Source organism: Verrucosispora sp. TAA-831, from assembly GCF_050780145.1.
Taxonomy (GTDB): domain Bacteria; phylum Actinomycetota; class Actinomycetes; order Mycobacteriales; family Micromonosporaceae; genus Micromonospora.
Genome location: NZ_CP192240.1, coordinates 1,952,402 through 1,965,564, shown reverse-complemented (window position 1 = coordinate 1,965,564; position 13,163 = coordinate 1,952,402). Strand labels below are relative to the sequence as shown.

Here is a 13,163-nt window from a genome sequence, read left to right as displayed (position 1 = left end):
GTCCCCCACGTCGCACCTAGGTGGTGATTCGAGCGGCTCGTGGTGGTGCGGGCGGCGCGGGCCGGGAAGCTCGGTGTGAGCGCTAACATCAGCTCCGCCCCTGGCCCTGCTCCGGCAGGTCACCGTCGACGGGGATCCAGACCCGCATGGTCGAGGGGCCACGGTTGGCCCAGGCGTGGTACGGCACCAGCGTCACCTCGTCGAACACCTCGACGGACGCGGGCGACGACTCGGCGGCGTCGGCCCGGTAGGGCCATTCGTGGTCGTCCGCGCGCACCCGGCGGCACCGCACCACGACCCGGCCGTCGACCAGCCGGGGCGGTCGGCTGGTGTCGACGCGCAGCTCGTCGACGGTCGCCACCTCCGGCACGTCCACCGACTCCAACGCGAACACCAGCGGGCCACGCTCCACCGCGACACAGCCCCGCACCGCGTCGATGCGACTGTCCGGATAGGTGAAGCGGGGCGCCATCGGCAGGGCCAGGACGACCTCGTCGCCGCGTCGCCAGGTGCGCTGCTCGGTGACCATGCCGGGGGCGACCGGCCGGGTGGCTCCGGCCACGGTGACGGTGGCCCCGTCGACGGCCCAGTCCGGCACCCGCAGCGACAGCGACCACGGGTGGTCGTCGTCGCTGTCGACGCGTACCCGGATCTCGCCGTCGTGCGGGTAGTCGGTGCTGATCACCAGGCAGCGCTCCCGCCCGTCGGGGAGGCGGTGCGCCACCGTCCCAGGCAGGTACTGGTGCAGTTGCAGGCCCTCGTCGTCGCAGGTGGCGGCGTACGCGCCCAGGCTGGCCACGGTGCGGGCCACGTTGGTCGGGCAGCAGGAGACCTCGAACCACGGCGCGCGCAGCGAGGCCGCCGCGCGCAGGCTGGGCCGGTCCGCGTCGGGCACCGTGCCGAGTTCCCGCCGGTGCAGCGTGTTGGTGTAGAAGAAGCTGCGCCCGTCGGTCGACGGCGAGGTCGACACCACGTTGAACAGGGTCCGCTCGATGAGGTCGGCGTAGCGGGACTCACCGTCGGCGAGCAGCAGCCGCCAGGCCAGCATCACCGAGCCGATGCCCGCGCAGGTCTCCGAGTACGCCCGGTCCGGCGGCAACATCCAGTCCTCGCCGAACGCCTCGTCCTGGTGCCGGGAACCCTGCCCACCGGTGACGTAGGTACGCCGGGTGACCGTGTGCTGCCACTGGCCGCGTACCGCGTCCAGCAGGCCGGCGTCCTTCAGCTCGACCGCCACGTCGACGGCCCCGGCGGCCAGGTAGTTCGCCCGCACCGCGTGCCCGCGCAGCACGGTGGCCTGCCGGACCGGGGTCTCGTCCTGGAAGTACTCCCGACCGAACTCGATGTCGGCCAACCGGCCGTGACCACGCCGGTCGACGAAGAGCGCGGCCTGGGTCAGGTAGCGGTCCTGGCCGGTGGTCCGGGCCAGTTCCACGAAGGCGGTCTCGATCACCGGATGGCCGCAGACGCTGTCGATGCCGTCCACGCCGAACACCTCGCAGACGTGGTCGGCGGCCCGGCAGGCGATCTGGAGCAGGCCGTCGTCGGCGTCCGGCCGGGTCCGGGCCCGGGCCACGGCGGCCTGGACGAGGTGGCCGACGCAGTAGAGTTCGTGCCCCCATTCCAGGTCCGACCAGCGCGGTTGCTGTCCGGGGCGGCCGAACCTGGTGTTCAGGTAACCGTCGGGCTCCTGCGCCGCGCCGACCCGCCGCACCAGGGCGCGGAACCGCGCTTCGAGGTCCGGGTCGGCGGTCCGGCCGATCTCCCACGCCATCGCTTCCAGGAACTTGTAGATCTCCGAGTCGGAGAACTCGCGTCCGCGTCGCTCGCCGGAAAGGTCGCCGTCCACCGCCAGGTCGAAGTTGCGGACCCAGCCCTCCCGTTCCAGCCAGTGCGCGATGTGGTCGAGGGTCACGCCGCCGTTGACCGACTGGCGCTCGGCCCAGAATCCGCCCACGATCCGGACTTCCCGCAGGTCGAGGGGGCGCAGGCGACCCCGGACCGGCAGGACGGGTGCGGCCGGATGTGCGTTGCCGCTCATGGTCATCCTTTCAGCGCGCCGGACATGAAGCCGCGCACGTAGTGTCGTTGCAGCAGGAGGAACAAGACGATGCACGGCAGGGCGAGCACGACGACGCCCGCTTCGGTCGCCCCGTAGTCGACGACGCCCTGGACCTGGCCGCGCAGGTTGGACACGGCCAGCGGCAGCGTCATCTTCTCGGTGTCGTTGATCAGGATCAGCGGGGCCATGAAGTCGTTCCACGCGGCGAGGAAACCGAAGAGACCGACGGTGATCAGGCCCGGTTTCACGGCCGGCAGCAGCACCCGCCACAGCGCGCTGAACGACGAGCACCCGTCGACCATCGCGGCCTCGTCGAGTTCGCGGGGCACCGCCTCGAACGAGATGCGCATCAGGAAGGTGGAGAACGGCAACTGGAACATGGTCAGCACGAGCGCGACGCCGACCAGCGAGTTCTGCAACCCCACCTGGTTGAGCAGGACATAGAGCGGGATCAGCAGCGTCGCGTACGGGACCATCAGGATGGCCAGGGTGAGCAGGAACAGGATGTTCTTGCCGGGGAAGCGGAACCGGGCGAAGGCGTACCCGCCGAGGAACGAGATCAGCAGCGTCAGCGCCACCGTGAGCAGCGAGACGAACGCCGAGTTGCCGAGGTAGCGCCAGACGCCGGCCTGGTAGGCGGCCAACGTCTGGTAGTTGCCGATGCCCCAACCGTCGACCTGGTTGGTGCCCGGCTGCGGGGAGACGGAGGCGATCGCGGTCCAGACCAGCGGTGCCAGGAAGATCAGGGCGACCGACCCGGTGAACACCCAGTACGGCGTCCGCAGCGCGATCCCGGCGATGGTGGTGCCGGCCGGCTTCTTCGGCCTCGACGGCTGCGACCCGGACGGCGGGGTCCGGTCGGCGACGGTCGGTGTGGTGCGGGAAACGACGGCCATCGGATCAGTTCTCCTCGGACCGGAAGGCGCGCATCTGCAACGCGTTGATCAGGATCAGGGCGACCAGCACGATGACGGAGATGGCCGCCGCCACCCCCAGGTCGTTCTGGCCCTGGAACGCCACCATGTAGATGAGCTGCACGACGGTGATCGTGCTGTTGTCCGGGCCGCCCTTGGTCAGGATGTAGAACTGCTCGAAGGCGAGCAGGGAGCCGGTCACGCAGAGCACGGTCGTCAGCGCCAGCGTGGGGCGCAGCAGCGGCAGGGTGACCTTGCGGAAGGTCTGCCAACGGCTCGCACCGTCGGTACGCGCCGCCTCGTACACGTCGGCGGGGATTCCCTGTAGGCCGACCAGCATGAGCACCATGTAGAAGCCCGCGTACCGCCACACGATCAGGAAGGTCGTGGAGAACAGCGCCGCGTTCGGGGAGCCGAGGAACGTGATGCCCAGGCGGTCCATCAGCGGGGCCAGCGGGCTCGCGTACGGCGAGTAGATCACGTAGAACAGCAGCGACGCCGAGGCCAGACCGAGCGCGCTGGGGATCAGGAACGAGGCCCGCAGCAGGTTGTTCCACCGGCTGGACTCCTGCACCAGCAGGGCGAGTCCCAGGCCGAGCGCCAGCAGCAGCGCGGTCGCCAGCGCCGTGTACTTGAGGGTGAACACCACCGAGTCGGTGAAGAACCGGTGCTCGACCGCCTTCACGAAGTTGTCGGGCGCGTTGAACCCCTGGTCACCGGTGAGCAGCGGCCACCGCGACAGCGACATCTTGACGACCAGCACCAGCGGCACGGCGAACAGCAGCGCCACGAAGACCGCGGTGGGTGTCGCGTAGAGCCAGCCGAGCAGGGCCTGACGACCTCGGGGACGGGCGCGGCGCCGTGTCGCCGCGCGGGGCGGGCGAGACGGTGCGGTGACGCTCATGGGAACCTCTCGTTTCCTTCGCTGGCGGACCGAACGTGGGCGCGACGCGGGCGTGTGCCGACCGGTAGGGACTCCTCGGGCGGCACACGCCCACGCCGGGTACCTACTGCTTCAGGACGGCGCTGATCTCGCCGTTGTCCTTCTGCAGGTCGCCGTTGCCGTTGAGCACCTGGTTACGGACGAGGGTCAGCCACGGGCTGTTCGGTGCGTTGAACGCCTGCTGGAAGTTGAGCGCGACCGGGGTGTCACCCTGACCGGCCACCTCGTTGATGGTCACCAGGCGCGGGTCCTCGGCGGCGTACTTGTTGTTCGCCAGGTCGGCCCGGGAGACCACGTCCTTGTTCTTGGCCAGCACCTCGACCTGGGCCTCCTCGGACATCATCCAGCTCAGGAAGTTCCACGCCTGGGCTGCCTTCTTGGAGTCCTTCGAGATGCCGATGCCGTCGCCACCGACGAAGGTGGAGGCACCGCCGTCGGGACCGGGGATGCCGGCGACACCGACGTCGAACGGCGTCGAGGAGAGCAGCGTCGCCGGGTAGAACATCAGGCCGACCTTGCCCTCGGTGAAGGCGGCGGTCCAGGTCGGACCGGTCTCCCCCGCCGAGGCGGGCAGCACGGCACCCGAGCGCCACAGGTCCTGCCAGGTGTTGAAGACCTTCTGCGCGGTCTCGTCGCCCAGCTTGGACTCGGTGCCGTCCTCGCTGAGCACCTGGCCGCCGCCGGCCCAGACGGACGGGAACCAGGTGAAGACGAGGCAGCCGCCGCAGTTCAGCCCGGCGGCCGTACCGTAGACGCCCTCCTTGCCCGAGGCCTGCACCGCCTTGGCGGCGGCGGCGTACTCGGCGAGCGACGCCGGCGCCTTCTCCGGGTCCAGCCCGGCGTCCCGGAACAACTGCTTGTTCCAGAACATCATGGACAGGTCCAGCACGAACGGCAGGACGTGGGCCTTGTTGTCGACGGTGCCCGCCGAGAGGTGTCCCTTGTTGATCTGGTCCTTGAAGTCCAGGCCGTCGATGTTGGCGCTGATGTCCTGGAAGAGGCCCTGGTTCACCCAGTTCGGCACGTAGACGATGTCCGCGGCGAAGAGGTCGGGCAGACCGCCGGAACCGGCCGCCGCGCCGACCTTGGCGACGTAGTCGTCGTTCGGTACGACGGTCAGCTTGACCTGGTTCTGGTGCTTGGCGTTGTACGCGTCGACCAGCAGCTTCGCCTGCTTCTCCAGGGGCGCGCGGGTCCACAGGGTCAGCTCGCTGCCGTCGTCGACGCCGGTCGGCCCGGCCTCGGCCGCGCTGGTGCCGCTCGGCTCGTCGCTGCCGCAGGCCGCCACGGCGAGGACCATCGTCGCCGCCATGGCTCCGGCCAGCGAACGCAGGGCAGTACGCCTGCCCAGGGTTTTCCTCATGATTCCTCTCCTAGTCGCATCGAAGCTCGCCGGGGAGCCGCGAGGCGGTTCCCGTGAGCCGGGTAGCGGACGGTTCCGCGCGATCGGGTGGGACGGGAGCCGCCGCCCCGGCCGTCGACCGTGGCGCCCCCGTGGACGTGATCGGCGAAGCCGGATGATCAGGTACGGCCGACGAGTGGCCGGCCGGGCAGGGTCAGGGTGTGGACATCGGGTCGTCGGCGGTGTTCCGCCGAGCCGAGGTGTCGTGGGGACGGTCCGACGGGGGCACCGTCGTACTGCTGTCTCGCGCGGGACCGATGCACCGGTGAGGACGTTCGCGCCGCCTTCGTGGGCGATGCCTCGTCCGTCCTCATCGGTGTCGCCTCCCGCCGGTTCCGACGGGATCGGCACGGCAAGCCGCACCGCCGCCGAGGTGGTCGGTATCACTTTCCGCCGCTAGCGTGTCCCACGAAAACGGTTTCGGCAAGATGTCGGACGGGTAAAACCTGAACCTGTTTCGGTGCGGTCTTCGCCTTCCCCTGCATGCACTCTGCGCTCTACGCTTGCCCCGAATACGGGGGCGGCGACCACCTGCCGGCCGTCCTGAAACTTTTGCGAAAGGCTTTCGGTGGGGCGACGACGATCACAGTCAGTGACGCTGAGTGACGTGGCCAGCCGGGCCGGCGTCTCGGTCGCGACCGCGTCCAAGGCGCTCAACGGACGCGCCGAGGTGGCCCAGGCCACCCGGGAACGCGTCCTGCGCGCGGCCGGCGAACTCTCCTTCCAGCCCAACGCGCTGGCCTCCGGGCTGATCAACGGACGCACCCGCACCGTCGGGCTGCTCACCGACGAACTCGGCGGCCGGTTCGCCATGTCCATCCTGCTCGGTGCCGAGAACGCCCTCGGCAACGAGCAGATGTCGGTGCTGCTCTGCGACGCCCGGGGCGACGCCATCCGGCGTCAGCACTACATCCGGACGCTGCTGGCACGGCAGGTCGACGGGTTCATCGTGGTCGGCGACAGCAACGAGGCCGGACCCTCGTTGACGCAGGACATCCCGGTCCCGGTGGTCTACGCCTACGCCGAGTCGACCGACCCCCGGGACCTGTCGGTCATCGCCGACGACGAGGGCGGCGCCCGGCTCGCCGCGGAGCACCTGGTGCTGCACGGACGGCGGCGGATCGGGCACATCACCGGTCCGGACGGCTACCGCTCCGCCCGGGACCGGGCGGCGGGGCTGCGGGCGGTGCTCACCGAGGCGGGCCTCGATCCCGCCGGGGACCCACTCTTCGGCGAGTGGTCGCAGCGGTGGGGTCGGCACGCCGCCCGCCTGCTGCTGGCCGCCCGCCCGGACGTGGACGCGATCTTCTGCGGCAACGACCAGTTGGCCGCCGGAGCGGCCGACACACTGCGTGACCTCGGCCGACGCATCCCGGACGACGTGGCGATCGTCGGCTACGACAACTGGGAGTTCTTCGCCGCCGACTGCCGTCCACCGCTGACCACCGTGGACCTCAACCTGGAGCGGCTCGGTGCGACCGCGGTCGAGCACCTCTACGCCGCTCTCGACGGCAACCCCGGCAGCGGCGTCATCCGGCAACCCGGCCGCCTCGTCGTCCGCGAGTCGACCGGACCGGCGGTGCACCGCTGAGCCGGGCGGCGTCGCCGGAGCCGACGACCCACCGGGCCGGGAGAATCCTTCTCGGCCGGGGGCGCTAACCGATCAGGCTGGCCGGTCGCAGCGCGCGCAGCGGTCGACCCACGCTCCCCGGCGTCGCGGCGCTGCGGCGGCTGACCAACTCCGGCACCAGCAGGTCGCGTCGCCGCACCGGCGTCTGCCCGGCCGGGTCGAGCTGCGCCAGCAGCAGTCCCAGGCTGCGTCGGCCGAGTTCGGCGAAGTCCTGCCGGACCGACGTCAGCGGGGGCAGGAAGTGCGCGCCGTCCGGCGTGCCGTCGAAGCCGACCACGCTGACGTCCTCCGGCACCCGCCGACCCGCCTCGTGCAGCGCGCGCAACAGGCCGAGGGCGAGTTGGTCGCTGGCGCAGAAGACGGCGGTGACGTCGGGGTCGGCAGCCAGCCGCTCCCCCTGCTGGTATCCGGTGCTGGCGTTCCAGTCCCCGGGGACGACGGCGGGCACCGGAGCACCGGCGGACCGCAGGGCCTCCCGCCATCCCCGGATCCGCTCCGCCGCCTCCGGCCAGTCGTCCGGGCCGGACACGTGGTGCACGGTGGCGTGCCCGAGGTCGAGCAGGTGTCGGGTGGCGAGTCGGGCCCCCGCCACGTTGTCGATCTGTGCGCTGGCGATCTCGTCGCTACACCCACCGCCGACCGTCACCGCCGCGAGCCCGCCCGCCGCCTCGGCCAGCGCGCCGGCCATGGCGGGCTTGGGCGCGATGGCGATGAGCCCCTCGACCGACTGCCGGCGCAACCAGTCCGCCGCGTCGAGCACCGACCGCCGGTCCAGGTGCCGCACGCTGGCGACGCTGACGAAGTAGCCGGCGGAGCGGGCCGCCCCCTCGATGGCGTAGAGCATCGACGTCGGCCCGTAGAGCGGGCTCTCGTACCCGATGATCCCGAGCGTGCCGGAGCGCCGGGTGACCAGGGCACGGGCCGCCGGGTTGCGCTGGTAGTCCAGCTCCCGCATCGCGGTCAGCACCCGTTGGCGGGTGTCGTCGGCGACGTACGGGTGGCCGTTGATGACCCGGGAGACCGTCTGGGCGGACACCCCCGCCCGCGCGGCGACGTCACGCATGATCGATCGACCGCTGGACCGTCCGGCAGCGGCCCGGGTGTTCGCCGCCCGCCCCCGTGACCCGCCGTTCTTCTCGATCATCGTCTGCTCTCCTCGCCCAGAGGTCCCCGACGCGTCGCCCGTGCCGCCAGGACCGATGGTCAGCGCACGCGCGAAGACCTCGGTGGTCCGATCTCCGACAATGAACCTCGAAAACCGTTTCGGCAATCCCTCTCAGGAGATCTCCGGCGAAACTCACTTCGGAGATCATTGGATTTCGGTGTGGCAGCACGTGGCGCGGACCCACCACAACGGCAACCTGTACGGGTTCCGCAACCACGGTTGGGACCAGGTCATGGCCAGCCGCGGCCGAACGCCCCGCAGTGCGCGCCCGAGTGCGGTCGCTTCTTCAGCCAGGGTGGGCAGTACCCGAACTGCCCCGGCGGGGTGGCCCGCCACGACGACCATCGCTGCGGTTGGCCGACGGGTTCGGCGGCGGTGCCGGCGGCGACCGGGGTCAACGCACGGGCCACGAGTACGACATGACCAACCTGGACGCCGAGAACATGCACATCCTGCTGCACGAGATAGGCCACACCCTGCGGGGCTCGGCCCGGCGGCCGGGCCCCGCAGGACTCACTCCTCGACCCATTCCAGCAGGTCACCGGGCTGACATTCGAGCACCCGACACATCGCCTCCAGGGTGCTGAACCGGACGGCCTTGGCCCGGCCGTTCTTGAGCACCGCCACGTTCGCCGGTGTGAGCCCGACCCGATCGGCGAACTCACCGACGCTCATCTTGCGCTTGGCGAGCTGGACGTCGATGCGTACCACGATGGGCATCAGATCACCGCTTCCATGTCGGTCCGCAGCGTGGTGGCCTGGCGCAGCAGCGCGCGCAGCACCACCATCAGCAGCCCCAGCACGGCGACGCCGGTCGAGAGCAGGAGCAGCAGGAACGGGACTCCGGGGTCGTCGGCCCTGAATCCTACGTAGAGGAACACGGCCACCAGCACCACCCAGGCGGCGGCGACGGCCCACACGATGACGTCCACCCAGACCAGGGAGACCGGGCTGAAGATCCGGTCGTTCTTGACCAGGGTGAGCAACTTCCAGGTGGAGACGATCACCACCTGGACGCAGAGCACCCAGAAGACCGTGACGGCGGTCAACGGCCACCGCAGGTACGCCTGGTCCGGTGACTCCTGTGCCATGTGGGCGAACTGCCCCGGCAGCGAGAGGGTCTGGAACACGACCAGGATCCCGAACAGCACCACGAGGAAGACTCTGAGGGCGGCCACCGCCCAACGTGTCACCAGCATGCATCGACTATCACTCGCCACCTATCGAAAGTCAATAGGTTTCGACCGTTACCACCCCGACCGGTCACCCCATCAACTCACCGAGCGCGTCGCCGAACACCTCGTGGTGCCGGCGGACGTCCTCGACCGTGGTCTGCGGGCACATCAACGCCATGTTGTGGAACGGGGTCATCAGGATCCCCCGGTTGAGCAGGTAGACGTGCAGGTAGTCCTCCAGGTCGCCGTCGGCGCACCGGGCCGACTCCGTGCCGGTACGCGGAGCCGGGTCGACGAAGCGGTACTCCACCCGCGCGCCGAGCCGACTCACCGACCACGGCAACGCGTACTCGGCGAACAGCGCGCCCACCCCCTCGGCGAAGCGGGTCGCCGTCTCGGCCATGCCGGTGAACGCCTCGTCGGTGAGCACCTCCCGCAGGGTGGCCAGGGTGGCTGCGATCGACACCGGGTTGCCCGCCAGGGTGCCACCCACCCCGCCCATGTCGACCAGGTCGAGGTCCGTCCGGTCGGTCAGCGCGGCGGCCAGTTCGGCGGAGAGGCCGTACGCGCCGACCGGGATGCCGCCGCCGATGGCCTTGCCGATGGTGACCACGTCCGGCGCCAGGTCCCAGGCGGCGGTCGCACCGCCCGGCCCGGCGGAGAACGTGTGCGTCTCGTCGTTGACCAGGTAGGTCCCGTACTGACGGGTGAGCGCGCGTACCCCGTCGAGGTAGCCGGGCTCGGGCAGCACGATGCCGATGTTGGTCAGCGCCGGTTCCATCAGCACCGCGGCCACGTCGCCGTGGGCGAGTTCGCGGGCCAACCCGTCCAGGTCGTTGAACTCGGCGACCCGGCTGGTGGCGGTCACGTCGCCGGGAGCGCCGACGTTGCCCGCCCGACTGCGGGGCCGCCCGTCCGGCCCGACCACGATCAGCGACTCGTCCACCGATCCGTGGTAGCAGTAGCTGTTGACCAGGATGCGGGGACGGCCGGTGACGGCGCGCAGCAGCCGGACGGCCCACCGGTTCGCGTCGGTGGCGGTCAGCGTGAAGCTCCAGGCGGGCAGCCCGAAACGCCGGGCCAGCTCGGCACCGACCGCCGCCGCCTCCTCGGTGGGCAGCATGGTGGCCGCCCCACCGAGCTCGGCCAGGCGTCGGGTGACCGCCTCGACCACCGGTGCCGGGGAATGGCCCGCCATCGCACCGGTGTCGCCGAGGCAGAAGTCGACGTACTCGTGGCCGTCGACGTCGGTGACCCGGGCCCCGCGCGCCCGGTCCAGATAGACCGGGAAGCCGGCCGCGTTCTTGTTCATCCAGGTCATCGGGACCCTGCCGAACAGGTGCCCGGCGTCGGCGTACGCGGCGGCCGAGCGGGGGTGGCGGTCCACGAACGTGGACCGCTCCCGCGCGAGCAGCCGTCCCAAGCGGGTGCGGTCGACGCCCTCAGCTTCGAAATCCGTCGGCATCGGGCGACAGTACCAACGAGATGGACTGCCAGCTAGATGCCGTACGACTGATAACTGACGCTACCGCCGTCAGGGCTTCCGTCCGACCGCGCAGTACTGGTCGATCTCCTCGGGCAGTTCGGCCGGGTCGCCGTCGGGCCGCCAGCGGGTCACCGAGACCACGCCCGGCTCGACGAGTTCCAGGCCCGCGAACAGGCCGGCGATCCGCTCCGGGCTGCGCAGGTGGTAGCGGGGGTTGGCGGAGACGTTCCAGATCCGGACCGCCTCGGTGACCGCCTCGCTGGTATCGCTGCCGTCGTACATCGCGAGGTAGCTGCCGGAGGGCAGGCGGCCGACGAGTCCGTCGACGATCGCCTTCGCCTCGTCGTCGGACTCGACGTGACCGAGGATGCCCATCAGCATCACGGCGACCGGCTGGTCCAGGTCCAGCGTCCGGGCCGCCTCGCGCAGGATCCGGTCCGGGTCGCGCAGATCGGCGTCGACGTAGTCGGTGGCGCCCTCGGGCGTACCGACCAGCAGGGCGCGGGCGTGTGCCAGCACGAGCGGATCGTTGTCGACGTACACGATGCGTGCGTCCGGAGCGACGGACTGCGCCACCTCGTGGGTGTTGTCGGCGGTCGGCAGGCCGGTGCCCACGTCCAGGAACTGCCGGACGCCCGCCGTGCCGGCCAGGTGGCGCACCGCCCGGGCCAGGTACGCGCGGGACAACCGGGCGTTCTGCGCGAGCTGCGGCAGGTTGGCGATGATCTGGTCGCCGACCTCGCGATCGGCGGCGAAGTTGTCCTTGCCGCCGAGCAGGTAGTTCCAGATCCGCGCGGTCTGCGGCACTCCGGTGTCCAGAGTTGGCCTGTCCTGTTCGCCGCCGGTCACGGTCGTGCCGTCCACCACGTTCGCACCCTCAGTCTCATTAGGACCATTGTCGTCTACCGGGCGTCAGCCTAGCCCCGCGCCCATCCTGCCGAACCCCGCCCGTCTGCACTATGTTGCAGGCGCCGCGCCCTCGCCCGCCCGACCACCCGCCCGACCGCCAGGAGACCGATGATGACCTCCACCGCACCCGCCGGACCGACCGGGTTCGACGTCGCCGCGCTCCGCGCCCACTTCCCCTCGCTGGCCTCGGGCATCGCGCACTTCGACGGCCCGGGTGGCACGCAGACGCCGCGCCCGGTCGCCGACGCGGTCACCGCCACGATGACCGCCCCGATCTCCAACCGGGGCACCGGCGCGCTCTCGGAGACCAACGCGGACGCCGCCGTCGGCGCGTTCCGGCTCGCCTACGCCGACCTGCTGGGCGTACCCGCCGCCGGGATCGTCTACGGCCGCAGCGCCACCCAGTTGACCTTCGACTTCTCCCGGATCCTCGCCCAGGACTGGGGTCCCGGTGACGAGGTGGTGGTCACCCGGCTCGACCACGACGCCAACGTCCGGCCGTGGGTGCTGGCCGCCGAACGGGCCGGCGCGGAGGTGCGCTGGATCGACCTCGACCCGGCCACCGCCGAGTTCGACCCCGCCTCGGTGGCCGACGCGGTCACCGACCGGACCCGGCTGGTCGCCGTCACCGGCGCGTCCAACCTGCTCGGCACCCGACCCGACGTCCGGACGATCGCCGACGCCGCACACGCGGTCGGCGCACAGGTCTTCGTCGACGGTGTGCACCACGCGGCACACCAGTTCGTCGACGTACCCGCGCTCGGTGCCGACTTCTACGTCTGCTCCCCGTACAAGTTCCTCGGACCGCACTGCGGGGTACTCGCCGCCGACCCGGGTCTGCTGGAGACGCTGCGACCGGACAAGCTGATCCCGGCCACCGACGTCGTGCCCGAGCGCTTCGAACTCGGCACCCTGCCGTACGAGATGCTGGACGGCGCCACCGCCGCCGTCGACTTCCTCGCCGACATCGCACCCGGTGACGACCCGGCGAACACCTCCCGGCGGGAGCGGCTGCGTGCCTCGCTGCACGCCGTCGACGCGCACGAGACCCGGCTGCGGCACCGGATCGAGGAGGGACTGGCGGACCTGGGCGCGGACGTGGTGGTCCACTCCCGGGCCGCCGACCGTACCCCGACGCTGCTGCTCACCCTGCCCGGCCGCAAGACCCGCGACGCCTACCGGTTCCTGCTCGACCACGACGTCCTGGCCCCGGCCGGCTCCTTCTACGCGTACGAGCCGTTCCGCCGGCTCGATCTCGACGACGAGCACGCGCTCCGGCTCGGCCTGGCCCCGTACAACGACGACAGCGACGTCACCCGCGTCCTGCACGGCCTGGCCGCCTTCCTGGCCCAGGTGTAAGGAAGGGCACCCTGCTAACGCCTCGTGCATAGTAGGGGACCCTTCCTTACATTTCCCGCCCGCTCCGCCCAGCCCGCGCGACGTCCCGCCCACGAGCCGGAGACCTGAACTGCCGCGC

Annotated in this window: 12 protein-coding genes; 2 read left to right on the top strand and 10 right to left on the bottom strand. The window is 71.0% G+C overall.

Translation table 11 applies throughout. The features are described 5' to 3' along the window. Nucleotides 1-88 precede the first annotated feature (88 nt). The 4 genes from ACQVFL_RS08960 to ACQVFL_RS08945 form a co-directional block, all read right to left on the bottom strand. On the bottom strand, nucleotides 89-2,041 hold the full coding sequence (locus ACQVFL_RS08960; RefSeq protein WP_431729137.1) for a glycoside hydrolase family 127 protein: 1,953 nt from the start codon (nucleotides 2,039-2,041) through the stop codon (nucleotides 89-91). Between the two features lie 2 nt (nucleotides 2,042-2,043). After that, nucleotides 2,044-2,958, bottom strand: a complete 915-nt coding sequence (locus tag ACQVFL_RS08955) for a carbohydrate ABC transporter permease (RefSeq protein ID WP_396691415.1) — start codon at nucleotides 2,956-2,958, stop codon at nucleotides 2,044-2,046. A 4-nt stretch (nucleotides 2,959-2,962) separates the two neighbouring features. Beyond that, nucleotides 2,963-3,880 carry a carbohydrate ABC transporter permease gene (locus ACQVFL_RS08950; protein ID WP_396691417.1) on the bottom strand — a complete coding sequence of 306 codons (918 nt, stop codon included), beginning with the start codon at nucleotides 3,878-3,880 and terminating at the stop codon, nucleotides 2,963-2,965. Between the two features lie 103 nt (nucleotides 3,881-3,983). After that, nucleotides 3,984-5,282, bottom strand: a complete 1,299-nt coding sequence (locus ACQVFL_RS08945) for an ABC transporter substrate-binding protein (RefSeq protein WP_396691418.1) — start codon at nucleotides 5,280-5,282, stop codon at nucleotides 3,984-3,986. Between the two features lie 607 nt (nucleotides 5,283-5,889). Between ACQVFL_RS08945 and ACQVFL_RS08940 the strand changes: the two genes are divergently transcribed. Continuing rightward, nucleotides 5,890-6,912 carry a LacI family DNA-binding transcriptional regulator gene (locus tag ACQVFL_RS08940; RefSeq protein ID WP_396691419.1) on the top strand — a complete coding sequence of 341 codons (1,023 nt, stop codon included), beginning with the start codon at nucleotides 5,890-5,892 and terminating at the stop codon, nucleotides 6,910-6,912. Between the two features lie 64 nt (nucleotides 6,913-6,976). Here the strand turns inward: ACQVFL_RS08940 and ACQVFL_RS08935 are convergent, their stop codons facing one another. The 6 genes from ACQVFL_RS08935 to ACQVFL_RS08910 form a co-directional block, all read right to left on the bottom strand. Then, entirely contained in the window at nucleotides 6,977-8,095 is a 1,119-nt protein-coding gene (locus tag ACQVFL_RS08935) for a LacI family DNA-binding transcriptional regulator (protein WP_431729136.1), read from the bottom strand. A 251-nt stretch (nucleotides 8,096-8,346) separates the two neighbouring features. Next, nucleotides 8,347-8,577 carry a hypothetical protein gene (locus ACQVFL_RS08930; protein WP_431729135.1) on the bottom strand — a complete coding sequence of 77 codons (231 nt, stop codon included), beginning with the start codon at nucleotides 8,575-8,577 and terminating at the stop codon, nucleotides 8,347-8,349. Between the two features lie 52 nt (nucleotides 8,578-8,629). Beyond that, nucleotides 8,630-8,836: a helix-turn-helix domain-containing protein gene (locus ACQVFL_RS08925; RefSeq protein WP_350695398.1), complete on the bottom strand. Its 207-nt coding sequence runs from the start codon at nucleotides 8,834-8,836 to the stop codon at nucleotides 8,630-8,632. Continuing rightward, nucleotides 8,836-9,315 (bottom strand): DUF2975 domain-containing protein, encoded by a 480-nt coding sequence (locus tag ACQVFL_RS08920; RefSeq protein ID WP_396691420.1) that lies wholly within the window; start codon nucleotides 9,313-9,315, stop codon nucleotides 8,836-8,838. The genes ACQVFL_RS08925 and ACQVFL_RS08920 overlap by 1 nt, the downstream gene beginning before the upstream one ends. Before the next feature lie 64 nt (nucleotides 9,316-9,379). Next, complete coding sequence (locus ACQVFL_RS08915; protein WP_431729134.1) at nucleotides 9,380-10,756, bottom strand: transaminase; 1,377 nt, start codon at nucleotides 10,754-10,756, stop codon at nucleotides 9,380-9,382. A gap of 69 nt (nucleotides 10,757-10,825) precedes the next feature. Next, nucleotides 10,826-11,641, bottom strand: coding sequence for an SAM-dependent methyltransferase (locus ACQVFL_RS08910; protein WP_396691422.1), 816 nt, complete (start codon nucleotides 11,639-11,641; stop codon nucleotides 10,826-10,828). 153 nt (nucleotides 11,642-11,794) lie between these two features. On the opposite strand from ACQVFL_RS08910, the gene ACQVFL_RS08905 reads away from it, so the two are divergent. Further along, a complete protein-coding gene (locus ACQVFL_RS08905; protein WP_431729133.1) occupies nucleotides 11,795-13,045 on the top strand; it encodes a cysteine desulfurase-like protein in 1,251 nt (416 codons plus the stop codon). The last annotated feature ends 118 nt before the right edge of the window (nucleotides 13,046-13,163 follow it).

Excerpts from the sequence above, each read along its gene's own strand:
- ACQVFL_RS08960 (WP_431729137.1), bottom strand. The coding sequence starts at position 2,041 with ATGAGCGGCAACGCACATCCGGCCGCACCCGTCCTGCCGGTCCGGGGT.
- ACQVFL_RS08935 (WP_431729136.1), bottom strand. The coding sequence starts at position 8,095 with ATGATCGAGAAGAACGGCGGGTCACGGGGGCGGGCGGCGAACACCCGG.
- ACQVFL_RS08915 (WP_431729134.1), bottom strand. The coding sequence starts at position 10,756 with ATGCCGACGGATTTCGAAGCTGAGGGCGTCGACCGCACCCGCTTGGGA.
- ACQVFL_RS08925 (WP_350695398.1), bottom strand. The coding sequence starts at position 8,836 with ATGCCCATCGTGGTACGCATCGACGTCCAGCTCGCCAAGCGCAAGATG.
- ACQVFL_RS08950 (WP_396691417.1), bottom strand. The coding sequence starts at position 3,880 with ATGAGCGTCACCGCACCGTCTCGCCCGCCCCGCGCGGCGACACGGCGC.
- ACQVFL_RS08905 (WP_431729133.1), top strand. The coding sequence starts at position 11,795 with ATGATGACCTCCACCGCACCCGCCGGACCGACCGGGTTCGACGTCGCC.
- ACQVFL_RS08920 (WP_396691420.1), bottom strand. The coding sequence starts at position 9,315 with ATGCTGGTGACACGTTGGGCGGTGGCCGCCCTCAGAGTCTTCCTCGTG.
- ACQVFL_RS08955 (WP_396691415.1), bottom strand. The coding sequence starts at position 2,958 with ATGGCCGTCGTTTCCCGCACCACACCGACCGTCGCCGACCGGACCCCG.
- ACQVFL_RS08945 (WP_396691418.1), bottom strand. The coding sequence starts at position 5,282 with ATGAGGAAAACCCTGGGCAGGCGTACTGCCCTGCGTTCGCTGGCCGGA.